Raw genomic sequence first — 24,393 nt, 5'->3', positions numbered from 1 at the left:
CTTCCCTCATTCGAAACGTGTCGGCGCGCCGGGCCATGCCCGCCCGGCGCGCGCATTCATGATCGCCCTCAGGCGGCCCCGTCCCGTCCGGGGAGCATCCGCCTCAGCACGTCGTCCTTGAGCACGAAATGGTGCCCGATCGCCGCCACCGCATGCAGCAGCGCCACGATAACCAGCGCGTTCGCGAGCCATTCATGCACCTCGATCACCTGTCGCGCGAAGGTGCGGTCGACCGCGATCGGCGAGGGGATCGTGAACAGCGAGAAAAAAGTGACCGCATCGCCCCGCAGGAAGGCGAGATAGACGCCCACGAGCGGCGTCGCGATCAGCAGCAGGTAGAGCAGGCCGTGCGCCGCCTCCGAAGCGATCGCCACCGGGCGGCTGATCTGCTTCGAGGGCGCTGGCACCCGCCCGAAGATGCGGTTGGGAATGCGCACCGCCAGAACGGCGATCAGCAGCAGGCCGAAGGAAATGTGCAGCCACCAGATGAGGAGGCGCGGCGGCGAGCCGCGCTCGAACAGGCCGGTGAGATAGGTGAGACCGAACACCACGATCACCGCGAGCACGGTGAGCCAGTGCAGCGCCCTGGCGAGCGGCGGATAACGCGTGAGGGAAGGGTCGACGGGCATGGAGGGCTCCTGTTTCTGGAACTCTTCTAAAACGGTGCCGTAAGCGGGTCCAGCACCGCGCTCACTCCGCCTCCGCTTCCACGGCGGCCATGTCCTCGTCTGACAGGCCGAAATGATGCCCGATCTCGTGCACCAGCACATGGGAGACGACGTCCCCCAGGGTCTCCTCGTGCTCCGCCCAATAATCGAGGATGGGGCGGCGATAGAGGAACACCATGTTCGGCATCTGCCCGGTCTGGGCCATGGCTCCGCCCTGGGCCTGCCCCACCCCCTGGAACAGGCCCAGGAGATCGAACGGCGTCTCGGCGCCCAGGGCGTCGAGCACGTCGTCGGTGGGGAAGTCCTCGATCACGATCACCACGTCCTTGCACAGCTTGCGGAAGTCCGCGGGCAGCCGGGCGAAAGCGGCGTGGGCCAGCGCCTCGCATTCGGCGAGGCCGGGCGCCTTCAGATCGTCCCAGGCGTGCGCCGGCGCGCGCGCCTCCGATTTGCTTCTTGCCGACATGCCCTGCTCCCGAAACACGGACCCGCGCACCCCCTTATGGTTAAGGAACTGTTAACGGCCCGCGACGTTCACCCTGAAGACAGCGATCAGGAGTGACACCATGCTTCGCAAGCTCGCGGTCGCCGGTGCGCTGGCGACCATTCTCGGAATTGCAGCGTTTTTCGCCCCGCACGAGGCCACCACCGCCGCCTTCGCGCTCACCGCGTCCGTTCCGGCCTGAACCGGGGATCGTGCGGGGGATCACTGGCCCCATCACAATCACGCGATCGTGATGGGAGACGTTACGGCTTTCGCTGGTGCGTCTCCCATCCGCAACGCTGCGCCCCGTGCTCAGCCCGCCTTCGGGAAGGCGCGCACGTCCACGAAGTGGCCGGCGATGGCGGCGGCCGCCGCCATGGCGGGCGACACTAGGTGGGTGCGCCCCTTGAAGCCCTGGCGGCCCTCGAAATTGCGATTCGAGGTGGAGGCGCAGCGCTCCTCCGGCTTCAGCCGGTCAGCATTCATGGCAAGGCACATGGAGCAGCCGGGCTCACGCCACTCGAAGCCGGCGGCCAGGAAGATCTTGTCCAGGCCCTCGGCCTCCGCCTGCTCCTTCACGAGGCCAGAGCCGGGAACCACGATGGCATTGACGCGGGGGTTCACGGTGTGGCCCGCCACCACCGCCGCGGCGGCGCGCATGTCCTCGATGCGGCCGTTGGTGCAGGAGCCGATGAACACGCGGTCGATACCGATGTCGGTGATCTTCGTGCCGGCGGAAAGGCCCATGTAGGCAAGCGCGCGCTTCTTGGCGGCACGCTTCACCTCGTCGGCGATCAGCTCCGGATCGGGCACCACGCCTTCCACGGAGATCACGTCCTCGGGGCTGGTGCCCCAGGAGACGATGGGCGGCAGGGCCGCGCCGTCGAGCCGGATCTCGGCGTCGAACACCGCGCCTTCATCGGAACGCAGGGAGCGCCAGAAGGCGACCGCCTTCTCCCAGTCCTCGCCCTTGGGCGACTTGGGCCGGCCCTTGAGATATTCGAACGCCTTCTCGTCCGGCGCCACGAGCCCGGCGCGGGCGCCGCCCTCAATGGACATGTTGCACACCGTCATGCGCCCTTCCACGGAGAGATCGCGGATGACGTCGCCGGCATATTCGATCACATAGCCGGTGCCACCGGCGGTGCCGATGGTGCCGATGATGGCCAGCACCACGTCCTTGGCGCCCACGCCTTCGGGAAGCTTCCCGTCGACGGTGACGCGCATGTTCTTCGCCTTTTTCTGGATCAGCGTCTGGGTGGCCAGCACATGCTCCACCTCGGACGTGCCGATGCCGTGGGCGAGCGCGCCGAAAGCGCCGTGGGTGGAGGTGTGGCTGTCGCCGCACACGATGGTGGTGCCGGGCAGGGTGAAGCCCTGTTCGGGGCCCACCACGTGCACCACGCCCTGGCGCTTGTCGAAGCCGTCGTAATATTCGATGCCGAATTCCTTGGTGTTCTCCGCCAAAGCGGCGATCTGAGCGACGCTCTCGGGGTCGGGGTTCGGCAGGGTACGGTCAGTGGTGGGGACGTTGTGGTCCACCACCGCCAGGGTCTTCTGCGGCGCGCGCACCGGGCGGCCGGTCATGCGCAGGCCTTCGAACGCCTGCGGGCTCGTCACCTCGTGCACCAGGTGGCGGTCGATATAGAGCAGGCAGGTGCCGTCGTCCTGGCGGGCCACCACGTGGTCGTCGAAGATCTTGTCGTACAGGGTGCGCGGGCTGCCGGCGGGTGCGGTCATGGGTCTGTCCTTAGGTCTTAAGCCGAGTAGAGGCCGGCGCGCGCATGGGGCGGCCGGTCCGAACAGGAAAGGCGGATGGGAGGGCGCGTCAGCGCCCGAGCACGGCCGAGGCGGCGGTGGTGAAGCGGCCGAAGAAACGGCCCGGCAGGCGCACATGGTCAGGCACCGCCGCGAATTCCATGGTGGTGCGCGCGAACGGCCCGGCGGCGCAGAAGGCCGCCCGGCTCAGGCTCGTGGAAATGGCGCACGCATAGGACATGAAGGGTTTGTAGCAGTTCCACGCTGCCGCGACAATCATGCGCCGCCACATGGCCCCACACATGAGCGAGAGATGGCCGCGGCGCACCCCGGCGAAGGGGTATTGCCACGCTTGCGGCCGGCGGCTACGCACCCGCCGGGCCCGGGCGCCCGGCAATCTGGGGGAAACAGCGTGCGTTTCATCGCGGCGTTCGAAATGGCGAGCTTCCTCGATTCCATCATCAGCCTGGGCGCGGCATTCGTGCTGGGCACCATCATCGGGGCGGAGCGGCAGTATCGCCAGCGCACGGCGGGCCTGCGCACCAACGTACTGGTGGCGGTGGGGGCGGCCGCGTTCGCGGACCTCGCCAACCGCGTCGGCAGCCCGCAGGACGCCATGCGCGTGGTGGCCAACGTCGTCACGGGCGTCGGCTTCCTGGGCGCCGGCGTCATCATGAAGGAAGGCCTCAACATCCGCGGGCTCAATACGGCGGCCACCCTGTGGTGCTCGGCGGCGGTGGGCTCGTGCACCGGCTCCGACATGCTTGCCGAGGCGGTGCTCATCACCTTCATCATCGTCGCCGGTAACACCGTGCTGCGGCCGCTCGCGGCCTTCATCGACCGCATCCCCATCAACGAGCGGGTCTCGGAGATCACCTACGAGGTGCGGGTCTCCACCGGCACCGCCACCGCTGCCGTCGTGCGCGACCTCGTCAACGACATCCTCGACGCCGCCAAGTACCCGGCCGCCGACGTCGATACCGAACGTGGTGTGGGAGATGGCGTGGATATCGTGGCGCGGCTGGTCAGCACCGCCGTGGACCGCGCCGAGCTGGACGACGTGGTGGAGCGGCTGAAGCATGTGCCCGGCGTCGCCCACGCCACCTGGGAAATCACCACCCAGAACTGATGCCCTCACACCCCCGCCAGGTGGTGCAGCACGATGCCCGATGTGGTGGCGACGTTCAGGCTGTCGAAGCCCGGCGCCATGGGAATGGAGAGGGTGCGCGCGGCGGTGAGCACGTGGGCCGGCAGGCCCGGCCCCTCCGTGCCGAACAGCGCCGCCACCCGCGGCGGCGGCGCGAAGGCCGAAAGCCGCTCGCGGCCCGCGGGGGAGAGCGCCACCACCGGCACCCCCGCCGTCTCCAGCGCCGCCATCATGGCGGTGGCGTCGGGCACGCGGGCGAAAGGCACGATGAGGCTCGCCCCCACGGAGACGCGGATGGCCTTGCGGTAGAGTGGATCGCAGCTCGCCGCGTCCAGCAGCACCAGATCCGCCCCGAAGGCGGCGGCGTTGCGGAAGATGCCGCCCATGTTGTCGTGGTTGGTGATGCCCGCGACCCCCACCACCAGCGCACGGAGCCCGAGGCCCGCGAGCAGCGCCCCCGCTTCCGCCGACGGCCGCGCCGCGCCCAGCGCCAGGATGCCGCGATGGATGGGAAAGCCCACGATGCGGTCCATCACCCCCTGCCCCGCCACATGCACCGGAACCTGCGGGGGCAGGCCCGCCAGCACGTCTTCGAGCCGCTCCGCCTGCCCTTCCGAGAGCAGCAGCGAGAGCAGGCGGTGGCCGTGGGCGGTGCGCCCTTCCACGTCCACGTGGGCGGCGAGGAGGCGCAGCACCACCTCGCCCTCCGCCATGAAGCGGCCCTGCCGGCCCACGAGGTCGCGCTCACGCACGTCGCGATAGTCGGCGATCCGGGGGTCGTCGGGGTCGGTGATAGGCAGGATCATAGGAGCAGGCCGGAAGGGGCGCGGAGAAAAGCCGCGCGGATGCCGCGTTATAGCGGCCGCTCGTCGCGCGCACCATGCCAGCGACGCAACGCCTGGTATTGACGTACATCAAGGCGCGCAGGTGCCCGCTGGAGTTGATGCCCGCAGCTGATGAGGCTCATGCGCCACGGAGATGGCCGCATCCCATTGATCCGGGGCACCGCGGGGCCCTGGAAGGCATCCCCCCTTCCAAGGCAGGCGCGGCCGGCACAATGCCGCCATCCTCCGGGCGCATGACATCGTCACCGGCGCGTCTCGCGGGCATTGCCTCGCGGGACGGGCCGAAACGAGTGATCGCGTTCGACTTCCTGTGTCCGGCGCCGGGTTCCATCCCCGGCCGGCGCGAAGCCGATGATACGGCGGCGACCGTGCCGCCGGTCATTGTCCGCTTGAAGGAGACGATCATGGCCGACATCAAGAAAGTCCCCGTGAATGTTGATCCCGGCCGGGCTGCCGGTGCGGCTCCGGTGCCGTCCGCCTCGCCGTTCGACCAGCTCCGGCGCGAGATCGAGCAGGTGTTCGAGAACGTCCGGCTCGGCGCGCTCGGCTTCCCGCTCACACGCGGCGGGCTCGACCTGCCCTGGCCGCGCCTCGGCGCGGCGGCGCTGGCGCCCGCGGTGGACATCACCGAGCGCGAGGGTGCCTACGAGATCACCGCCGAGCTTCCCGGCATGGAGGAGAAGGACATCGAGGTAAAGCTCGCCAACGGCACCCTCGTCATCCGCGGCGAGAAGAAGGAGGAGCGGGAGGAACAGGAGAAGGACTATTACCTCTCCGAGCGCCGCTATGGCGCCTTCTCCCGCGCCTTCAAGGTGCCGGAGGGCGTCGATCCCGAGAAGGTGGAGGCGCGCTTCTCCAAGGGGGTGCTCACCGTGGCCCTGCCCAAGAGCGCGCAGGCCCGCAGCCAGGAGAAGACCATCACGATCAAGGCCGCCTGACGCGGCCGGCGCCTTGCCGCACCACGGCCCGCGCGTTGCGACGCGGGCCGTGGTGCCCTGCCCTTTCGTGCTCCCCTGCGTCTTCCCCTGGGTGGCCATTGACAACCATTTGAACATGAATCACGCCTAGACATGCTGCATCGCGGCGCGCGCCTTTCCGCCTTGGGGCGGGAACGGGATGGGCGGGCTGACGTTTCCAGCGAAGAGCGGAGGTGGACGCGGTGGCGGATTCGCGCATCGTCAGCATTGATTTCTGGCGCGGCTTCGCCCTGCTCACGATCTTCGTCAACCACATCCCCGGCCATATCCTCGGCGCCTATACCTTCCGCAACTTCGGGGTGTCGGATGCCGCCGAGCTGTTCGTGCTCCTGGCCGGCGTGTCCGCGGCCTTCGCCTATGCGCGCCCGTTCGAGCCGGGCCGGCGGCTGCTGGTCGGTGCGCGCATCGTCACCCGGGCCTTCAACCTCTACGTGGCGCATCTGGCGCTGGTGATGGTGGCGGTGGCGGTCATCGGCGGCTTCGTGGTGGAGACCGCCGACACCCGCGTGCTGGCCTGGTACCACCTGGACGTCATCATGGAGGCGCCGCTGGAAGCGCTGGTGGGCATCGCGATGCTCACCTTCCAGCCGGCCTATCTCAACATCCTGCCGCTCTATGTGTGCCTGCTGCTGCTGGCGCCGCTGCTGGTGATGCTCACCCGGCGCTCCATCGCGCTCGCGCTCGGCTTTTCCGCGGTGCTCTATCTGGCCACCCAGCTCGCGGGCCTCGGCCCGCCGGTGTGGCCGGGCGCGGGACGCTGGTATTTCAACCCACTGGCGTGGCAGCTCCTGTTCACCATCGGGCTCGCCATCGGCGTGGTGCTGGACCGGGGCGGCGTGCGATTCGCGCGGCGCAGCCTCGACATCCTGGCGCCGGCCTACCTGCTGGCGGCGCTCGTATGGGCGCAGCTCCACTTCCCCTTCTCGCTGGAAGTGTGGCCCCTGCCCGCCTTCATGTGGGATTTCGACAAGTCCTCGCTGGACCTGCCGCGCGTGCTGCACGTGCTGGCGCTCGCCTATTGCGCCGCGCGGCTGCCGGTGGAACGCTGGCTTCGCGCCACCCCCCTGAGCGCGCCGCTCACCCTCATCGGGCGGCATGGCCTGCCGGTGTTCTGCCTGGGCACGGTGCTGAGCCTCGGCGCGCAGGTGCTGCGGCCTGCATTTGATGGCGCTGTATCGTTTGATTTGTTAATCGTTCTAGTCGGGTTTTCGCTTCAGTGGTTGCTCGCATGGGCGCTCGAATGGCAGAAGGGCGGACGCACAGTGAACGCACGCGCGCCGGGCGCGAGCGCGCCACGGCCCCTCGCGCCGGGGGCATGAGGGCGGCGCGCCTAGCTCTGCTTCTGGCCCTGCTTCTGGCCACGCTCCCCCTGCTGGCAGGGCCGGCGCGGGCCGACATGTCGAAGCCCTGCCGGGTGCCGGACATCCTCCTCACCTTCGACAGCGAACTGAAGCGCACCGAGCGCCTGGTGGACCGCTCCCAGCCGGTGCGCATCCTGCTCATCGGCCCGCAGCCGGACCGGCAGGCCTTCTCCCCGCACAAGCGCAGCCGGCTGGAAGTGGAGCTGAACCGCCGCCTGCCCGACATCGCCTTCAGCATCATCGAGGAAGGCCCCCAGCCGGGGCTGGCGCGGGAGGATTTCCAGCGCATCCGCAGCGCCATCGAGCAGTACGAACCCGACCTCGTGATCTGGCAGGTGGGCACGGGCGACGCCCTCGCCGCCACCGACCCGGAAGAATTCGGCCACACGCTGGAGCAGGCATCCGGCTATCTGAAGGGACGGAACATCGATCTCGTCCTCATCGATCCGCCGTTCGTGCCCAACGTGTCGCACGAGCAGCTCTACGGCCGCATCGTCAACCAGATCGACGCCGTCTCCGACCAGGAGAAGATGAACGTGGTGCAGCAATACGCCGCCACGAGCTACCTGCTCTCCCAGCCCGCCGCGCCCGGCCAGGCGCCGATGCCGGTGAACGGCCCCTCCCCCGCCGAGCAGCGAACCCGCCTGTGCATGCCCGAGCTGGTGGCGGAAGCCATCGTGCGAGCCGTGACGCGGTAATGCCGCGGGCCCGCGCCGCGCCCTTCACCCCGCCTTAACCCCTTGCAGCCATACTCCCTTTCGTGAGTAAGCGTTGCGTAGGGTTGCGTCATGCGTAGTGTGGTCAAGGGGGCACCCGCGCGGGCGCCCCGCCGGTCCGGCGAGCACCCGAGTGAGTTTGCGTCATTCGCCCCCTTGGCCACAAAAACCCCGCCCGCCTTGCCCCTCGACGAGGTGCTGGTGGGCGACAGCATCCTGGAACTCTCCCGGCTGCCGGCCCATTCGGTGGACCTCGTGTTCGCTGATCCCCCGTACAATCTCCAGCTCGGCGGCGAGCTGAAGCGCCCGGATGAAAGCCGCGTGGACGCGGTGGACGATGCCTGGGACCAGTTCGAGAGCTTCCAGGCCTATGATGCCTTCAGCCGCGCCTGGCTCATGGCCGCGCGCCGGGTGCTGAAGCCGAACGGCACGCTGTTCGTCATCGGCTCCTACCACAACATCTTCCGCGTCGGCGCCACGATGCAGGATCTGGGCTTCTGGATCCTCAACGACATCATCTGGCGCAAGGCGAACCCCATGCCCAACTTCCGGGGCCGGCGCTTCACCAACGCGCACGAGACCCTGATCTGGGCCGCGCGCGACGCCGATGCCCGCTACACCTTCAATTACGAGGCGCTGAAGGCCGGCAACGAAGACGTGCAGGTGCGCTCCGACTGGCTGTTCCCCCTGTGCACCGGCCAGGAACGGCTGAAGGACGAGAAGGGCCGCAAGCTCCACCCCACCCAGAAGCCGGAGGCGCTGCTGGCGCGCATCCTGCTCTCGGCCACCAAGCCGGGCGAGGTGGTGCTCGATCCCTTCTTCGGCTCCGGCACCACGGGCGCCGTGGCCCGGCGCCTGCGCCGCCGCTTCATCGGCATCGAGCGCGAGGAGAGCTATGCCGAGGCCGCCCGCGCCCGCATCGCGGCGGTGGAGCCCCTGCCCGAGCACACCCTCATCGCCCCCCCGAGCGCGCGGGAAGCACCGCGCGTCGCCTTCTCTGCCCTGGTGGAGCGCGGGCTGGTGACGCCGGGCGCCGAGCTCACCGATGCCAAGGGCCGCTTCCGCGCCGTGGTGCGGGCGGATGGCACCATCGCCCTTTCGGGAGAGGGGCAGAAGGTGGGCTCCATCCATCGCGTCGGCGCCCTCGCCCAGGGGGCCGAGGCCTGCAACGGCTGGACCTTCTGGCACGTGGAGCAGGACGGCCGGCGCCACCCCATCGACGTGCTGCGCGCCCGCCTGCGCTCGGAAATGGGCATCGCGGCGGAATAGAGCATTTTCGGGCGAAGTGGACACCGGTTCGCGCGAAGCAAACGCGTGAGCTCGAAGCTCTGACGCCGCCGCCCCGCGCCCGTTCCCTCACGCCTTCGGCGGCGGCCGGTCGGCCCGACCGTGGGCGATCACCTTGCGCATGAGGGAGGGCAGCGCCTCGCCCTCGAAATCGCGCGGCAGCACGAATCGCAGGCCTTCCGGCGCTACGGTGTCCGCCGGCAGCTCCGCCCGCCACACCGTCATCTCCAGCGCGAAATGCGTGAAGACGTGCCGCACCGCGCCCGGCAGCGCGCGCCATTGCGCCTTCACCGGCGCATGGCGGGCGGGATCGGCCGGAATCGCCCCCTCCGAAGCAGACCACGGAGAAGCCGGCACCTCCGTCATCTTCGCGAGCAACCCCTTGTCCGGGCGGGTGCGCAGCAGCACCGCCCCGTCGGTGCGCACCGCCAGGAAGGCGATGGCGACGCGCTCGGGCTTCGCCGCCTTCTTCTCCTTCAGCGGATAGCGCAGCGCCGTGCCCTCCGCCTCCGCCCGGCAGGCGCCGGAGAAGGGGCAGAGCGCGCAGGCGGGCGACTTGGGCGTGCAGATGGTGGCGCCGAGGTCCATCATCGCCTGGGCGTGGTCCCCCGGCCGCTCCCGCGCCACCAGGGCCGCCGCCAGCGCCTTGATGCGCGGCTTCGCCTTCGGCAGCGCCTCTTCCACCGCATGGAGGCGCGAGACCACCCGTTCGATGTTTCCGTCCACCGGGCTCGCCGGCAGGTCGAAGGCGATGGCGGAAATGGCGGCCGCCGTATAGGGGCCGATGCCCGGCAGGTCGAGCAGCGCCGCCTCATCGGCGGGGAAGCGCCCGCCGTGGCGGGCCGTCACCGCCTTTGCGCAGGCGTGGAGATTGCGCGCCCGTGCATAGTAACCCAGCCCAGCCCAGGCCGAGAGCACCTCTTCCAGCGGCGCGGCGGCGAGATGCGTCACGCTGGGCCAGCGCCGCAGGAACGCGCCGAAATAGGGCACCACCGCCTTCACCGTGGTCTGCTGCAGCATGATCTCGGAGAGAAAGACGTGGTAGGGGTCGGCGCGCCGGCCCTTCTCCGCCCGCCACGGCAGGCGGCGGCGGTGGATATCGTACCAGGCGAGCAGGGCTGCGGAGTCGGGCGCCTTGGGCGGCCTTGTCCCCGTGGCGGCGGCGGGCGAAGATGTCATGCGCCCAAGGTGGCCGCCCCGGCCCATCCCGGCAAGGGGGTGCCGCCAGGGCGCCGCGCCCGACGCGAGATGCACAGCGAGCCGAACCCCGACCGATGAAAAGCCCCGCCCCCCGCGTTTTCCGCCCGCGCGCCGCGCGCCCGCTTGCCGATTTCGTGGCCCCCACCATCGCCGACGTGTGCGGCAAGGCGGGCTTCTCCGTGGTGGAGGTGGTGACCCACTGGGATGAGATCGTGGGGCCGGATCTCGCGCCCCGCTCCCTGCCCGTAAAGCTGCAATGGGCCCGCGGCAGCGAGACCGAGCCGGCCACGCTGGTGGTGCGGGTGGAGGGCGCCTATGCCATCGAGATGCAATATGCCGCGCCGGTGGTGATCGAGCGCATCAACGTCTATTTCGGCTGGCGGTGCGTCGGGCGAATCGCGCTGCGCCAGGGGCCCGTTCCCCCGCGCCATGCCCGCCCCCGGCCGATGCCGCCACCGGAGCCCGCCACCGTGAGCGCGGTGCGCCGCGAGATCGGCGCCTTCGAGGACGAGGCGCTGGCGGCGTCCCTCGCCCGGCTCGGCGCCCTGGTGCGGCGCGAGCGCCGCGGCCCGGAGCGCGGACCCAAGGGCGGCTCCTGACCCATCTGTGATCGCGCACCATTTGCCGCCGCACGCCCGACATGCTAGCGCGCTGCACATTGGCGTCAGGCCCCTCATTTCACGCGAATTCCCAGCGTTTTCGGCTTCCCATGGAGACGACCATGACCTTCGACCGCCGCCGCGTCCTTGCCGGAGCGGGCGTCGCCGCCCTCCTCGCCGGCTTCGGCCTGCCCCTCACCGCCCATGACGCGAAGGCCCAGTCGGCCGACGTGGCGAAGGTGATGGCGCCGGCCGCGAGCCCCCTCACCGTCCAGGCGCTGGGCAATCCCGACGCGCCGGTGACGGTGGTGGAATACGCCTCCATGACCTGCAGCCACTGCGCGGATTTCCATACCAAGGTGTTCCCGGAGCTGAAGACGAAGTACGTGGACACCGGCAAGGTGCGCTTCATCTTCCGCGAGTTCCCGTTCGACCCGGTCGCCACCGCCGCCTTCATGCTGGCGCGCTGCGCCCCGCAGGACAAATACTTCCCGATGGTCTCGACCCTGTTCGAGACGCAGAAGACCTGGGCCTACGGCAAGGACCCGGCGGCCGCGCTGCTGGCCGTGGTGCGCCAGACTGGCATGAGCCAGGCCGAGTTCGAGAAGTGCCTGAGCGACAAGGACCTCGCCCAGAAGGTGCAGGACAGTGCCAAGTACGCCAACACCGAGCTGGGCGTGAACGCCACCCCCACCTTCTTCGTGAACGGCAAGAAGCTCTCCGGCACCCTCGACATCGCCGAGTGGGACAAGGAGCTGGCCCCGCTGCTGGCCGGCAAGTAGGTCCCAGGTCATTCCGACGGCACCGGTCTTTGACCTGTGCCGGTTCGCTTCGGCGGATGGAGAAGGAAAAGCAGGGCCCGGAGCTCCCGCTCCGGGCCCTGCTGCATTTCGGGCCGCCTCAGGCCGCAAGGTTTGCCTGCGCGAGGCGCCGGGCGATATAGCGCCGCTCCTGCGTCTGCCCGCCATAGCCGTAGGCGTCGGCCTTCACTTCCCAGACCAGGATGTAGCTTTTCGGGTCGAGGCCCGGCAGCAGGCCGGACATGGCGGCGAACACCGCCTCCAGATAGGCGGCCTTCTCGTCCTTGGTGTTGGTGCCGTCCACCACCAGGATGTCGAGCGAGAAGGAGGACGCCCCCTTCGCCGCCAGCGACACCCCGCCCGTGAACCAGCGCTCCGGCGGGACGAAGGCGACGCACACCGCCGTCACGGCCGGGTCCTTGCGCAGGATGCGGGCGGTCAGCGCGCTCAGGGTCTCGGCCACGGCGGCGGCCAAAGCGTCGTCGGGCGCGGCGGAAAGGGTCACGTTCAGCAAGGGCATGGGCGCCTCCTCGGCTCTTGGGGACGACTCACCCTATCTGGCACCCACCCATGAAAAAAATTGAATTCAAAAATTCAACTCTTTTGCTAACCTCATGGAATGATCCGGAACCTCGATCTCGATCTCCTGCGCAGCTTCGTGGCGGTGGCGGAGCTGGGGTCCATCTCCTCCGCGGCGCGGCGGGTGGGGCGCAGCCAGTCGGCCGTGAGCCTGCAGATGGACCGCCTTGCCGACACGCTCGGCTTCCCGGTGCTGGCGCGCAAGGGGCGCGGCGTGGTGCCCACCCCGCGCGGCGGCGCCTTCCTGGATGATGCCCGCCGCCTGCTCGACCTCAACGACCAGGTGCTCACCCAGCATGTCCACGGCAGCTTCGCCCAGCCGCTGCGGCTGGGCTTCGTGCAGGACGTGGGCGAGGCGGTGATGCAGCGCATCCTGGCGCGGGTGGCCTGCTCCTTCCCCCAGGCACCCATCACGGTGCGGGTGTGCTCCACCGCCGCCATGCTGGAAAAGCTGATGGTGGAGGAACTGGACCTCACCGTGGGCTTCCGCCACGACACCGATTTGCCCTCCACCGTGCTGCTGCGCGAGCCCATGGTGTGGATCGCCGCGCGCCACCTGCGGCTCGACCGCGACGCGCCGGTGCCGCTGGTGCTGTTCGAGAATCCCTGTGTCTGCCGCAGCGCCGCCATCGCCGCGCTGACGGCGGCCGGGCGCGGCTTCCGCATCGCCTTTACCAGCCCCTCCCTGCCGGGGCTGATGGCGGCGGTGGGCGCGGGGCTCGGCGTCACCGTGCGCTCGCCCCGCTCGCTGCGGCACGATCTCGCGGTTGTGAACGACCTCGCCACCGCGCCGCTGCCGAACATGGAATTCGTGCTTTACGGGCGGCCCGGCGCGCGCACCGCCGCCTTCGCCAAGGTGGAGGAGATCCTGGGCGAGGAAATCCGCCGCGAGCACCCGCTCTACGCCGTGGCCTGAGGGGACGGCGCATGTTGCGCTGGCGATGGGGCGCGTGATCTGTCACCTTGCGGCGCAGCACGACGGGAGGCCTCGCGCATGGTGTTCTGGGTCCCGATCATTTCCTGGGCGGCGGCCCTGGCCTGCGCCCTCCTCGCCATCGTCCGCGCCCCGGCGCCACGCACCTTCGGCCTGATCGCGGACCGGCTCATGCGCTACATCTGCCTGTTCCCGCTGGGGCTGATGGGGCTGTGGGGCGCGCTCGGCCACATCGCCTTCGCGCAGGAGGCCGCGCGCGCCATCGGCTGGGCACCGAGCCCGTTCCAGTTCGAGGTGGGGGTGGCGAACCTGGGCATCGGCCTCGCCGGCGTCGTCGCCGCCTTCTATTCCAATTGGGGCTTCCGGGCGGGGGTGGCGGTGGTGGCCGCGGGCTTCCTGGGCGGCGCGGCGGTGGGCCACCTGGTGCAGATCTCGCAGACGGGGAACATGGCGGCGGGCAATGCCGGCCCCATCCTCTACACGGATATGCTCACCCCCCTGTCGCTGCTGGTGCTGCTCGCGCTCACGGCGCGGAGGGCGCGAAGCTGAGGCTGGGGCCCCGGCGCGGCGGAGGCACGCATGGCTGACGACGAGAGAAACCGCTTTTCGGCCCGCGCCGCACGCTACGCGAAGGTGGGCGCCAATGTGGGCGGGGTGGCCGCGCGCATCGCCGGCAACCGCCTGCTGGGCCGCGCCGACCGGGCGGGCGACAACGCCGCCGCCCTCGCGTCCGCCCTCGGCGGGCTCAAGGGCCCGCTCATGAAGGTGGCCCAGCTCATGGCCACGGTGCCGGACCTGCTGCCCCCCGAATACGCCGCAGAGCTGCGGCGCCTGCAGTCAGACGCCCCGCCCATGGGCTGGTCGTTCGTGAAGCGGCGCATGAGCGCCGAGCTGGGCCGCGACTGGGAGAAGCGATTCGCCCGCTTCGAGCACCAGCCTTCCGCCGCCGCCTCCCTCGGGCAGGTGCACAAGGCGGTGACGCTCGACGGCGAAACCGTCGCCTGCAAGCTCCAGTATCCAGACATGCAGGCGGCGGTGGAAGCAGACCTGACGCAGCTCCAGCTCTTGTTCTCCCTCCACCGGCGCATGGATTCCACCCTCGACACGCGGGAGATCGCCACCGAGATCGGCGAGCGCGTGCGCGAGGAGCTCGACTACCGCCGCGAGGCGCGCCACGCCGCCCTCTACGCCCTGATGCTGAAGGACGAGCCGCGGGTGCGCGTGCCCTCCGTGCGGGCCGATCTCTCCACCGGCCGCCTGCTCACCATGCAATGGCTGGAGGGGGAGAAGATCCTCTCCTTCACCCGCCACGCCCAGGCCGAGCGCAACGCGCTGGCGCAGGCACTGTTCACCGCCTGGTGGCAGCCCTTCAGCCGGTTCGGCGTCATCCATGGCGACCCGCATCTCGGCAACTACACCGTGTTCGTGGACGAGGCTGGCCGCCCGGCGGGCATCAATCTCCTGGACTACGGCTGCATCCGCATCTTCCCGCCCTCGTTCGTGGCGGGGGTGGTGGACCTCTATCGCGGCCTTTTGGAGGGCGACGCCGCGCGGGTGGTGCACGCCTACGAGACCTGGGGCTTCAAGGGCCTCAACCGCGACCTGATCGATGCGCTGAACATCTGGGCGCGCTTCATCTACGGCCCCTTGATGGATGACCGCGTGCGCACCATCGCCGACGGCGTGGCGCCCGGCCAGTACGGCCGCAAGGAGGCGTTCAAGGTGCACACCGAGCTGAAGCGCCTGGGGCCGGTGACGGTGCCGCGCGAGTTCGTGTTCATGGACCGCGCGGCGGTGGGCCTCGGCGCGGTGTTCCTGCACCTGCGCGCGCAGCTCAACTTTCACCGCCTGTTCGAGGCCGCCATCGGCGATTTCGACGCGGGGCGGGTGGCCGTGCGCCAGATGGCGGCGCTCGCCGCCACCGGCCTGCACTGAGCGGCGCGTCCCCTCGAACCACACTCCGCACGGCGTTTGAGCAAAGTTCTCCCGGCACCGGCCGAAAAGGCCGGCGCCCACGCCATCAGAGCGCCCGCCCCTCGATGACGAGCCCGCCATCCGGCCCGCGCCGCGCCGGCAGGGGTGCGAGGCGGCGGTGCAGGTGCACCATGAAGGCGGTGCCGAACACCGGCACGATGAGGTTCAGCACCGGCACCAGCAGGATCGGCGTCATCACCAGGCCGGCGATGAACACCGTGGTGGCATTGGCCTGCCGCAGCGCGCGCGCCTCCTCGGGGCTGCGGTAGCGCATGGCGGCCAGCTCGAAATATTCCCGGCTGATGAGATAGGCGTTGGCCACGAAGAAGATGACCACGTTCACCCCCGGCACCAGCAACAGCATCAAGGCGGCAATGTTCACCGCCAGCACCACGCCGAAGAAGCGCGCCGAATAGAGCAGTGAGCGCAGCACCGGCTGGGGCACGCCGCGCGGGTCCTGCGGATAGCTCGCGGCTTCCACCTTCTCGGCCACCTCATCCAGGAACAGGCCCGCCACCAGGGAGGAGACCGCAGGCACCAGATAGAACACCCCGAACACCAAGCCGAGCCCCGCCACCACCGCCAGCGTGGTCTCGATCCAGGGATAGGAGGGCACATGGACGAAATGGCCCAGCGCCGCCTCAAGCCCGATGGCGAGCACCACCAGCAGGCCGAGGGCAAGGCCGACGGAGCGCAGCAGCACTCCGCGCAGCAGGGGCGAGAAGGTCTGGCGCAGGGCTTCGAGGGCGGCGGCAAGCATGGCGCTTCGGGCTCCGGTGTCCGCCGAGAGGTAGGCGTTCCCGCCGCCGGGCTCAAGGGGCGGCGCTGCGCCGCAGCATGCGAACGAACGTTCACTCTTGCCGGATCAGGTGGAAAGGCACTAGAAGCTTGTTGAATGTGAACGAACGTTCACTCACATCCTGGCGCCACGGCGCGCCGCCGGAACCGGAAACCGCTGCGAAGATGGCATCGCCCCCCACCTCGCCCCACACGGCCTCGCCGCCGCCCGGCGCTCCCGCCGACCGGAGGGCGGAGCAGCGCCGACGCATCCTTTCCGCCGCCATGGCCTGCTTCGCGCGGGAGGGGTTCCATGCCACCTCCATGCAGAAGATCTGCGCCGAGGCAGGCATGAGCCCCGGCGCCCTCTATCGCTACTTCCGCTCCAAGGAGGAGCTGATCGCCGCCATCGTCGCCGACGAGCGCAGCGAGCGCCAGCACCTGCTGGACGAGCTGGCGCACGCGCCCTCGGTGCTGGACGCGCTGACGGACTGCATGCGGCTGATGCTGAACGAGCCGACCCTGCCCACGGCGCAGCTCGCGCCGGAGATCATGGCCGAGGCGATCCGCAACACCGCCCTGCGCGAAGCCATCGAACCCGCCGACGAGGAGGCACGCGCCGAGCTGCGCGAGGCTCTCGGCGCCGCCATGGCACGGGGCGAGATCGACCCCGCCCTCGACCTCGACGACGTGATGATCATGCTCCAGGCCATGGCCGACGGGCTGATCCTGCACCACCAGCTCCACCCGGCCTGGAACGTCGCGGGGCGCATCGATGCCCTCACTGCCCTGGTGCGCCGGATGCTTGCGCCCGATCCACCGGGCTGAGCCGCCGTGCTGCCCTCTCCTTCCCGCCCTACGCCCTGCCCCCGTCACGGGAATGCCGCCGCGGCCCGGCAGGGTGCCTCCCGCTTTGCAAACGAGGTTCGCTTCACCATGCCTGCCTTCGCCCGCCGCGCCCGCGCCCTCGCGCTCGCCACCTGCCTCATGGGAACAGCGGGCGGCACCTTCGGGGCCGCCCCCGCGCGCGCAGAGGGCGGGCAGGCGGCCGCAGCCCCCGCCGCCCCCGCGGCGCTCACCGTCTCGGTGCTGCGCCCACGCCGAGAGACCCTGCCGGAAACCCTTCTGGTGACCGGTTCCCTGCTCCCGCGCGAGGAGATCGAGGTGGGGCCTGAGGTGGAGGGCCTGCGCCTGGAGAGCATCCTGGTGGAGGCCGGCGACCGCGTGGCGAAGGACCAGGTGCTGGCCCGCCTCTCCCGCGAGGTGCTCGACACCCAGCTCGCCCAGAACACCGCCAGCGCCGCCAAGGCCAAGGCCGCCATCGCCCAGCAGCGCGCCGCCCTCGACCAGGCCCTCGCCCAGCAGACCGAGGCGGCCGCAGCCGTGGACCGCGCCCGCAAACTGCGCGTCACCGGCACCGCCTCGCAGGAGACTTTGGACGAGCGCGAACGCGCCGTGAAGGTCGCCACCGCGCAGGTGGCCGCCGCCCAGGAAAGCCTCGCGGCGGCCGAGGCGGAAGCGGTGCTGGTGAAGGCCCAGCGCGACGAGATCGAGGTGAAGCTCAAGCGCACCGAGATCCGCGCGCCGAAGGCCGGCATCATCCTTTCCCGCACCGCCAGAGTGGGTGCCATCGCCCTTTCCGCGCGCAGCGAGCCCCTGTTCCGTATCGCCGAGGATGGCGCCATCGACCTCGATGCCGAGGTGCCCGAAAGCGCCATGCCGCGCATGAAGACCGGCCTTTCGGCCGAGGTGATCCCCGCCGGCTTCGACGCACCGGTTCCGGGCACGGTGCGGCTGGTCTCGGCCGAGGTGGACAAGGCCTCGCGCCTCGGCCGCGCCAAGATCGCCCTGCCCGCTGATCCGCGCCTGAAGCCCGGCGCCTATGCCCGCGCGCAGGTGACCCTGGGCGCGCGCGAGGGGCTGGTGGTGCCCCAGTCGGCCGTGATGTTCGACGCAGACGGCGCCTATGTGCTGGTGGTGAACGACGGCACGGTGGCGGCGCGCCGCATCACCCCCGCCCTCAAGAGCCGGGGCAGCGTGCTGGTGTCGCACGGGCTCTCCGGCGACGAGCATGTGGTTTCCCGCGCCGGCGGCTTCCTGCGCGAGGGCGACAGGGTCAATCCGGTCGAGGCCCCGCTTTCCCTGGGCGAGGCCCGCTGATGGCCATCAACATCTCCGCCTGGGCCATCCGCAAGCCCGTCCCCACCCTGGTCCTGTTCGTCATCCTCACGGTGCTCGGCCTGGTGCATTTCCGCACCTTGCCGGTGACACAGATGCCGAACATCGACGTGCCCATCGTCATGGTCACCATCACCCAGACCGGCGCCGCGCCGAGCGAGCTGGAAACCCAGGTGACCAAGAAGGTGGAGAATTCCATCGCCGGCGTGTCGGGGGTGAAGCACATCACCTCCTCCATCTCCGAGGGCACCAGCGTCACCACCGTCGAGTTCCACCTGGAGACCCAGGTGGACCGCGCGGTGAACGACACCCGCGACGCGGTCACCAAGATCCGCTCCGAGCTGCCGCGCTCCATCGACGAGCCGCTGATCCAGCGCGTGGACATCGAGGGCCTGCCCATCGTCACCTTCGCGGTCTCCTCCCCTTCCATGAGCACGGAGGAGATGTCCTGGTTCGTGGACGACACCATCGCCCGCGCCCTGCAGGGGGTGCGGGGCGTCGCCCAGGTGAAGCGCGAGGGCGGGCTCGACCGCGAGATCCGCATCGCCCTCGACCCCGACCGGCTGATGGCGCTCGGCATCACCGCCGCCGATGTCAGCCGTCAGCTGCGCGCCACCAATCTCGACGTCTCCGGCGGGCGCGGCGAGGTCGGCACCCAGGAGCAGTCCATCCGCACGCTGGCCGGCGCGGGCAGCGTGGACGACCTCGCGGAGACCCGCATCGCCCTTTCCAACGGCCGCTACGTGCGCCTGAAGGATCTCGGCACGGTCACCGACGGGGCCGCCGAGCCGCGGGTGTTCGCCCGGCTCGACGGCAAGAACGTGGTGGCCTTCGGCGTCTACCGCGCCAAGGGCTTCTCGGACGTGACCGTCTACGACAGGGTGCAGGAGGCGGTCGGCAGCCTGCGCGCCCTGCACCCCGACGTCACCGTCACCGAGATCGACACCACCGTGCGCTACACCAAGGCGGACTACCAGTCCGCCATGCACACGCTCATCGAGGGCGCCATCCTGGCGGTGATCGTGGTGTTCATCTTCCTGCGCGACTGGCGCGCCACCATCATCACCACCCTCGCCATCCCGCTCTCCATCCTGCCGACCTTCTCGGTGATGGACATGCTGGGCTTCTCGCTCAACGGGGTGAGCCTGCTCGCCATCACGCTCGTCACCGGCATCCTGGTGGACGACGCCATCGTCGAGATCGAGAACATCGTACGCCACATGCGGCAGGGCAAATCTCCCTACCGTGCCGCCATCGAGGCGGCGGACGAAATCGGCCTCGCGGTGGTGGCGACCACGCTCACCATCGTGGCGGTGTTCGCGCCGGTGTCGTTCATGGGCGGCATCGCGGGCCAGTATTTCAAGCAGTTCGGCCTCACGGTGGCGATCGCGGTGCTGTTCTCGCTGGCGGTGGCGCGGCTGGTCACGCCGCTGCTGGCCGCCTACTTCCTGCGCGACAACGGCCACCGCCACACCCATGACGGGCCGGTGATGGCGGGCTACATGCGGCTGCTGAACTGGTCGCTCCACCATCGCTTCCTCACCATCGCCATGGGGCTCGGCATCTTCGTCGGCACCATCTTCCTCTCGACGCTGCTGCCCTCGGGCTTCCTGCCCACCAACGACATCTCCCGCTCCATGGTCTCCATCGAGCTGCCGCCGGGCACCACGCTCGCGGAGACGCAGAACGTGTCGGACCGCATCACCCGCATGCTGCTGGAGCGGCCGGAGGTGTCCAATGTCTTCGCCACCGCCGGCGCCGGCGGCTCGGGCGGGCTCGCCATGCTCGCCGGCGAGGTGCGCAAGGCGCAGATCGTCATCAACCTGAAGCCCCGCGCCGAGCGGACCATGGACCAGAAAAGCTTCGAGGCGTCGCTGAACGCCCCGCTCTCCGCCATCCCGGACATGCGCTTCACCTGGAGTTCCAACGGGCAGGCGGCCCAGCGCGGCTTCCAGATGGTGCTCTCCGGCAACGACGGCGAGGCGGTGGAAAAGGCCGCCCTGGCCCTGGAAAAGGAGATGCGGCACGAGGTGCCCGTGCTCACCAACGTGGTGTCCTCCGCGGCGCTGGACCGGCCGGAAATCCGCATCGTGCCCAAGCTGGACGAGGCGGCGGAGCTGGGCGTCTCCGTGGACACCATCGCCGAGACGGTGCGCATCGCCACCATCGGCGACGTCTCCGCCAACCTCGCCAAATTCTCCGCCAAGGACCGGCAGATCGACATCCGCGTGCAGCTCGACGAGAAGGCGCGCACTGCCCTGTCCACCTTCGATGCCCTGAAGGTGCCGACCGCCAGCGGCGGCGCGGTGCCGCTCTCGGCGGTGGCGGACATCCAGTTCGGCAAGGGCCCCACCGCCCTCGACCGCTACGACCGTGCGCGCCGCATCGCCGTGGAGGCGGACCTCGTGGGTGACACCCCCCTCGGCACCGCCGTGGACGCGGTGAAGGCGCTGCCCACCGCCCGCGACCTGCCCCCCGGCGTGACCCTCAAGGAGGCGGGCGACGCCGAGATCATGGGCGAGGTATTCACCGGCTTCGCGCTCGCCATGGGGGCCGGGCTCATGCTGGTGCTCGCGGTGCTGGTGCTGCTGTTTCACGACGTGCTGCAGCCCATCACCATCCTCATCTCGCTGCCGCTCTCGGTGGGCGGGGCGTTCATCGCGCTGCTCATCACCGGCAATTCCGTCTCGATGCCGGTGGTGATCGGCTTCCTGATGCTGATGGGCATCGTGACCAAGAACGCCATCCTGCTGGTGGATTTCGCCATCGAGTCCATCAAGCAGGGGGCCGACCGCTTCACCGCCCTGATGGAGGCCGGCCACAAGCGGGCGCAGCCCATCGTCATGACCACCATCGCCATGGCCGCGGGCATGCTACCCTCGGCCCTGGCGCTGGGCGAAGGCGGCGGCTTCCGCGCGCCCATGGCCATCGCGGTCATCGGCGGGCTCATCACCTCCACCGTGCTGTCGCTGGTGTTCGTGCCGGCGGTGTTCACGGTGATGGACGACCTGAGCCGCCTGCTCGGCCGCCTGTTCGGCCGCTTCGTAGGCAGCAAGGACGAGCCCGAGGACCACGCCGGACACGGCACCGGCCGCCCCGCGCACCCGGCGGAATAGCCCGCAGCACCGTTGTCATCGGCCGCGCGCGCGTCGCCTTCGCCGGGCACTCGGAGGCCCTCTCCCCGCGCGGGAGAGGGCATGCTGAGCGCCGCGCCGCGGGGCGTCCTCCCAAGGGCGTGGCGCAAATTTCCAATCCGTCAGGAAAAGAGCGCAGCGCCGCCGCCCGCCTCAGGCGGCGTCAGCGCACAGGCCGCGCAGCAGCACGTCAGCGCTCTGGCCCGCCAGCAGGGCGACGTTGGAATCCTTGGTGATCATGGCGGCAATGATGGCGCCGTCGATCAGCAGGCCGAGCTGGTGGGCAAGGCCGTTCGGGTCGCGCGCGCCGGCCTTGGCGGCAAGATCGGTCAGGGTGTCCAGCACCACCTTCTTATGGTTCAGGGCGATCTGGCGCATGCGGTCGTCGCGCTTGTCGGTCTCGGCCACGGCGTTGATGAAGGGGCAGCCGAAGAAGGCATCGTCGTTGAACCACTCGCGCAGCACCGGGAACACGCGGCGCAGGCGCGCCTGCGGCGTTGCCTCACCTTTCAGCAATTCGCCTATGAACCAGTCACGCCAGGCCGCACCCTCCTTCTCCAGCACCGCCTCCACCAGCCGCTCCTTGGAGCCGAAGGTCTTGTAGAGCGTCGCCTTGGCGGTGGCGGCCTCCGCCACCACGGCATCCACCCCCACGGCGGTGATGCCGTATTGGCAGAACAGGCGGGTGGCGGCGGCGATAATGCGGTCGCGGGCCTTGGGTTCCGCGCCCTCGGCACCCTGCGCGGGGGCGCCGCCGTGGGGATTGCGCGGCTTGGACGGCATGGCGGTGGCGGGCGCGGTCGGGGCAGCCGTGCGGGAGGGGGGGGTGGTCAAGCGCGCCATCTTCGCCTTCGCTCTTTCCTGAAGCAGGTCCTGCATGAGGCCTCGCCACTCTGCCGCATTAGCAGGCAAAAAGACAGACCTGTCTGACTACATCTAGCAGGGATCGTGCCGGGACGCAGCCGGCGAATCCCGGCGGGAATGTAGGCCACATGGGAGCTTGAGGCGATTCTCCGAAGTCATGGCCGCAGCCGCCCCTGCTTGGCACGCCATCTGCATTAGACAGACCGGTCTGTCTTCACAGGCGCACCAAGGAGATTGAGATGTCTGCACCCGCCCCCAACACCGTGCTCACCAGCTGCCTCGCGCCGGAAGCGGCCACGGGTTGCCTCGCCCCTATCAGCAAGGATGGCCTCGACAAGCTGATCGAAGCCGGCAAGGCCGATCCGAAGGTCATCAAGACCCTCAAGTGCAAGACGGTGGCCGAGGGCCGCTTCCGCCACGCCAACTACATCCGCAGCCTGCCCCCCTACATCGTGGACGAGCCTCCGGGCCTGCTGGGCGACGACACCGCGCCGAACCCCTCCGAGGCCTCCCTGGCCGCGCTCGGCTCCTGCATCGCGGTGGGCCTGCACGCGAATGCCATCCACCGCGGCTGGACCGTGCGCAAGCTGGAACTGCACCTGGAAGGTGACCTCAACATCACCGCCGTGTGGGGCACGGGCGACGTGAGCGAAAAGCCGGTGGGCTTCACCGACGTGCGCATCAAGGTGGAGATGGAGTGCGACGGCGTCTCCAAGGACGACATCGACGCCCTCATCGCCCACGTGAAGAAGTGGTCGCCGGTGGCCAACACCTTCGTCCGCCCTGTGAACCTCGAGGTCGGCCTCGCCTGAGCCCGGCCGCAGACGACGAACGACGCGCCCGGCACGGGGCCGGGCGCGCGCCCTTCCCGCCTTCGAGGATCGACATGCTCGCCGCCACCGCATCCACGGCTGAAGTCGCCGCCGCCCCGCCGCCGCCCGAGGCGGCGCTCGCCGAGATCGGCAAGATCGCCTCGGGCGACCTTGCGGCCTGGGCCCGCGCCATCGATGAAGGCACCTACCCCACCACAGTGCTGCAGCGCCTCGCCGAGGCCGGCGCCTTCCGCCTGCACCTGAACGAGGGCCACAGGCTCGGCGACGCCATCGAGGGCATGTCGCTGGTGTCCGCGCAGTGCGTCTCCACCGGCTTCATGGCGTGGTGCCAGAACACGCTGGTGTGGTACCTCGTGAATTCCGAGAACGTCGCCGCCCGCGAGAAATATCTCGATGCGGCCGCCCAGGGCCGAATCCTTGGCGGCACCGCCCTCTCCAATCCCATGAAGTCGTTCTACGGCATCGAGACGCTGAAGCTGAAGGGCAAGCGCGTCGCCGGCGGCTATGTGGTGAAGGGCATCCTGCCCTGGGTCTCGAACCTCGGCGCCGACCATGTCTTCGGCGGCATCTTCGCGGTGGAGGGCCGCGAGGCGCCCGTCATGGCGCTGTTCGACTGCGCCGACCCGGCCATCACCCTGAAGCCCTGCGAGCGCTTCCTTTCCATGGACGGCACCGGCACCTACGGCGTGCAGGTGCGCGACCTGTTCGTGCCGGACGACATGGTGCTCGCCGACGACGCCATGCCCTTCGTGAAGAAGATGCGGGCCGGCTTCATCCTGCTGCAGGCGGGCATGGCGGTGGGCCTCATCCGCGACTGCATCGCGCTGATGCGCGAGGTGGAGAGCCCGCTCGGCCACGTGAACCGCCATCTTGAGGTGCAGCCCGGCCAGATGGCCGAGACGCTGGCCGCCATCGAGGCCGAGGTGGCCGCGCTCGCCGCCGATCCGTTCGACACCTCCGATGCCTTCTGGCGGCGCGTCGTCTCCGCGCGGCTATTGGCCGGCGAAACCAGTGTGCAGGCGGCCCATAACGCCATGCTCCATTGCGGTGCGCGCGGCTACGTGGCCGCCCACCGCTGCCAGAGGCGCCTGCGCGAGGCCTATTTCGTGGCCATCGTGACCCCGGCCACCAAGCAGCTCCGGCTGATGCTGGACCAGATACCGGCCTGAGGCCGGCCTCTCCCCGCAGTTCCTGACGGACGAGGGAAGAATCCCTCGCCGAAAACAAGATGGCAAAGCCATCACACCTTCCAGCCTGTCTCGGTTCAGCCTGATTTCC

24 protein-coding genes are annotated in these 24,393 nt (G+C 69.8%); 15 read left to right on the top strand and 9 right to left on the bottom strand.

From position 1 onward, the window contains the following. Window positions 1-68: 68 nt before the first annotated feature. From V5F61_RS03415 to V5F61_RS03400, 4 genes are all read right to left on the bottom strand, one after another. On the bottom strand, window positions 69-629 hold the full coding sequence (locus V5F61_RS03415) for a cytochrome b (RefSeq protein WP_393987358.1): 561 nt from the start codon (window positions 627-629) through the stop codon (window positions 69-71). Window positions 630-690: 61 nt separating this feature from the next. Then, a complete protein-coding gene (locus V5F61_RS03410) occupies window positions 691-1,134 on the bottom strand; it encodes a metallopeptidase family protein (protein WP_393987357.1) in 444 nt (147 codons plus the stop codon). A gap of 330 nt (window positions 1,135-1,464) precedes the next feature. Beyond that, window positions 1,465-2,892, bottom strand: coding sequence for a 3-isopropylmalate dehydratase large subunit (gene leuC / locus V5F61_RS03405; protein ID WP_393987356.1), 1,428 nt, complete (start codon window positions 2,890-2,892; stop codon window positions 1,465-1,467). A gap of 88 nt (window positions 2,893-2,980) precedes the next feature. Further along, entirely contained in the window at window positions 2,981-3,190 is a 210-nt protein-coding gene (locus tag V5F61_RS03400) for a hypothetical protein (RefSeq protein WP_393987355.1), read from the bottom strand. 132 nt (window positions 3,191-3,322) lie between these two features. On the opposite strand from V5F61_RS03400, the gene V5F61_RS03395 reads away from it, so the two are divergent. Then, window positions 3,323-4,039: an MgtC/SapB family protein gene (locus V5F61_RS03395; protein ID WP_393987354.1), complete on the top strand. Its 717-nt coding sequence runs from the start codon at window positions 3,323-3,325 to the stop codon at window positions 4,037-4,039. Between the two features lie 5 nt (window positions 4,040-4,044). On the opposite strand, the gene V5F61_RS03390 is transcribed toward V5F61_RS03395, so the two are convergent. Beyond that, window positions 4,045-4,863, bottom strand: coding sequence for a TrmH family RNA methyltransferase (locus tag V5F61_RS03390; protein ID WP_393987353.1), 819 nt, complete (start codon window positions 4,861-4,863; stop codon window positions 4,045-4,047). Between the two features lie 443 nt (window positions 4,864-5,306). Between V5F61_RS03390 and V5F61_RS03385 the strand changes: the two genes are divergently transcribed. The 4 genes from V5F61_RS03385 to V5F61_RS03370 all read left to right on the top strand — a co-directional run bounded on the left by V5F61_RS03385 (window position 5,307) and on the right by V5F61_RS03370 (window position 9,225). Further along, window positions 5,307-5,840: an Hsp20/alpha crystallin family protein gene (locus tag V5F61_RS03385; protein WP_393987352.1), complete on the top strand. Its 534-nt coding sequence runs from the start codon at window positions 5,307-5,309 to the stop codon at window positions 5,838-5,840. A 212-nt stretch (window positions 5,841-6,052) separates the two neighbouring features. Continuing rightward, window positions 6,053-7,198: an OpgC family protein gene (locus tag V5F61_RS03380; RefSeq protein ID WP_393987351.1), complete on the top strand. Its 1,146-nt coding sequence runs from the start codon at window positions 6,053-6,055 to the stop codon at window positions 7,196-7,198. A 77-nt stretch (window positions 7,199-7,275) separates the two neighbouring features. Next, window positions 7,276-7,938, top strand: coding sequence for a hypothetical protein (locus V5F61_RS03375; protein WP_393987350.1), 663 nt, complete (start codon window positions 7,276-7,278; stop codon window positions 7,936-7,938). A gap of 90 nt (window positions 7,939-8,028) precedes the next feature. After that, window positions 8,029-9,225, top strand: coding sequence for a site-specific DNA-methyltransferase (locus tag V5F61_RS03370; RefSeq protein WP_393987349.1), 1,197 nt, complete (start codon window positions 8,029-8,031; stop codon window positions 9,223-9,225). Between the two features lie 87 nt (window positions 9,226-9,312). Here V5F61_RS03370 and mutY read toward each other — a convergent pair whose 3' ends face one another. After that, window positions 9,313-10,422 carry an A/G-specific adenine glycosylase gene (mutY, locus tag V5F61_RS03365; protein WP_393987348.1) on the bottom strand — a complete coding sequence of 370 codons (1,110 nt, stop codon included), beginning with the start codon at window positions 10,420-10,422 and terminating at the stop codon, window positions 9,313-9,315. A gap of 95 nt (window positions 10,423-10,517) precedes the next feature. Between mutY and V5F61_RS03360 the strand changes: the two genes are divergently transcribed. Then, on the top strand, window positions 10,518-11,042 hold the full coding sequence (locus tag V5F61_RS03360; RefSeq protein WP_393987347.1) for a DUF721 domain-containing protein: 525 nt from the start codon (window positions 10,518-10,520) through the stop codon (window positions 11,040-11,042). A 122-nt stretch (window positions 11,043-11,164) separates the two neighbouring features. Further along, window positions 11,165-11,824 (top strand): DsbA family protein, encoded by a 660-nt coding sequence (locus V5F61_RS03355; RefSeq protein WP_393987346.1) that lies wholly within the window; start codon window positions 11,165-11,167, stop codon window positions 11,822-11,824. 118 nt (window positions 11,825-11,942) lie between these two features. Here the strand turns inward: V5F61_RS03355 and V5F61_RS03350 are convergent, their stop codons facing one another. Next, on the bottom strand, window positions 11,943-12,362 hold the full coding sequence (locus V5F61_RS03350; RefSeq protein ID WP_393987345.1) for a tautomerase family protein: 420 nt from the start codon (window positions 12,360-12,362) through the stop codon (window positions 11,943-11,945). Window positions 12,363-12,461: 99 nt separating this feature from the next. Between V5F61_RS03350 and V5F61_RS03345 the strand changes: the two genes are divergently transcribed. The 3 genes from V5F61_RS03345 to V5F61_RS03335 all read left to right on the top strand — a co-directional run bounded on the left by V5F61_RS03345 (window position 12,462) and on the right by V5F61_RS03335 (window position 15,290). Then, entirely contained in the window at window positions 12,462-13,337 is an 876-nt protein-coding gene (locus tag V5F61_RS03345) for a LysR substrate-binding domain-containing protein (RefSeq protein WP_393987344.1), read from the top strand. 78 nt (window positions 13,338-13,415) lie between these two features. After that, window positions 13,416-13,904 (top strand): DUF6790 family protein, encoded by a 489-nt coding sequence (locus tag V5F61_RS03340; RefSeq protein ID WP_393987343.1) that lies wholly within the window; start codon window positions 13,416-13,418, stop codon window positions 13,902-13,904. Between the two features lie 30 nt (window positions 13,905-13,934). Next, window positions 13,935-15,290 carry an ABC1 kinase family protein gene (locus V5F61_RS03335; RefSeq protein ID WP_393987342.1) on the top strand — a complete coding sequence of 452 codons (1,356 nt, stop codon included), beginning with the start codon at window positions 13,935-13,937 and terminating at the stop codon, window positions 15,288-15,290. Window positions 15,291-15,375: 85 nt separating this feature from the next. Here V5F61_RS03335 and V5F61_RS03330 read toward each other — a convergent pair whose 3' ends face one another. Further along, a complete protein-coding gene (locus V5F61_RS03330) occupies window positions 15,376-16,089 on the bottom strand; it encodes a sulfate transporter family protein (protein ID WP_393987341.1) in 714 nt (237 codons plus the stop codon). Window positions 16,090-16,292: 203 nt separating this feature from the next. On the opposite strand from V5F61_RS03330, the gene V5F61_RS03325 reads away from it, so the two are divergent. From V5F61_RS03325 to V5F61_RS03315, 3 genes are all read left to right on the top strand, one after another. After that, a complete protein-coding gene (locus tag V5F61_RS03325; RefSeq protein WP_393987340.1) occupies window positions 16,293-16,934 on the top strand; it encodes a TetR/AcrR family transcriptional regulator in 642 nt (213 codons plus the stop codon). Window positions 16,935-17,042: 108 nt separating this feature from the next. Further along, the gene (locus V5F61_RS03320) at window positions 17,043-18,266 is read left to right on the top strand and encodes an efflux RND transporter periplasmic adaptor subunit (RefSeq protein ID WP_393987339.1); all 1,224 of its coding nucleotides are present in this window, start codon (window positions 17,043-17,045) and stop codon (window positions 18,264-18,266) included. Next, on the top strand, window positions 18,266-21,400 hold the full coding sequence (locus V5F61_RS03315; protein ID WP_393987338.1) for an efflux RND transporter permease subunit: 3,135 nt from the start codon (window positions 18,266-18,268) through the stop codon (window positions 21,398-21,400). Before V5F61_RS03320 ends, V5F61_RS03315 begins: the two co-directional genes overlap by 1 nt. A gap of 171 nt (window positions 21,401-21,571) precedes the next feature. Here the strand turns inward: V5F61_RS03315 and V5F61_RS03310 are convergent, their stop codons facing one another. Next, a complete protein-coding gene (locus V5F61_RS03310; RefSeq protein WP_393987337.1) occupies window positions 21,572-22,261 on the bottom strand; it encodes a TetR/AcrR family transcriptional regulator in 690 nt (229 codons plus the stop codon). Between the two features lie 260 nt (window positions 22,262-22,521). Here V5F61_RS03310 and V5F61_RS03305 point away from each other — a divergent pair, with 260 nt between their 5' ends. Together V5F61_RS03305 and V5F61_RS03300 are read left to right on the top strand one after the other, a co-directional pair. Continuing rightward, entirely contained in the window at window positions 22,522-23,094 is a 573-nt protein-coding gene (locus V5F61_RS03305; RefSeq protein WP_393987336.1) for an OsmC family protein, read from the top strand. 74 nt (window positions 23,095-23,168) lie between these two features. Next, window positions 23,169-24,284: an acyl-CoA dehydrogenase gene (locus tag V5F61_RS03300; protein ID WP_393987335.1), complete on the top strand. Its 1,116-nt coding sequence runs from the start codon at window positions 23,169-23,171 to the stop codon at window positions 24,282-24,284. The last annotated feature ends 109 nt before the right edge of the window (window positions 24,285-24,393 follow it).

The organism is Xanthobacter sediminis, from assembly GCF_043195015.1.
Taxonomy (GTDB): domain Bacteria; phylum Pseudomonadota; class Alphaproteobacteria; order Rhizobiales; family Xanthobacteraceae; genus Xanthobacter.
The sequence above is the reverse complement of the archived record's forward strand: the minus strand, read 5'-3'. Positions and strand labels throughout refer to the sequence as shown.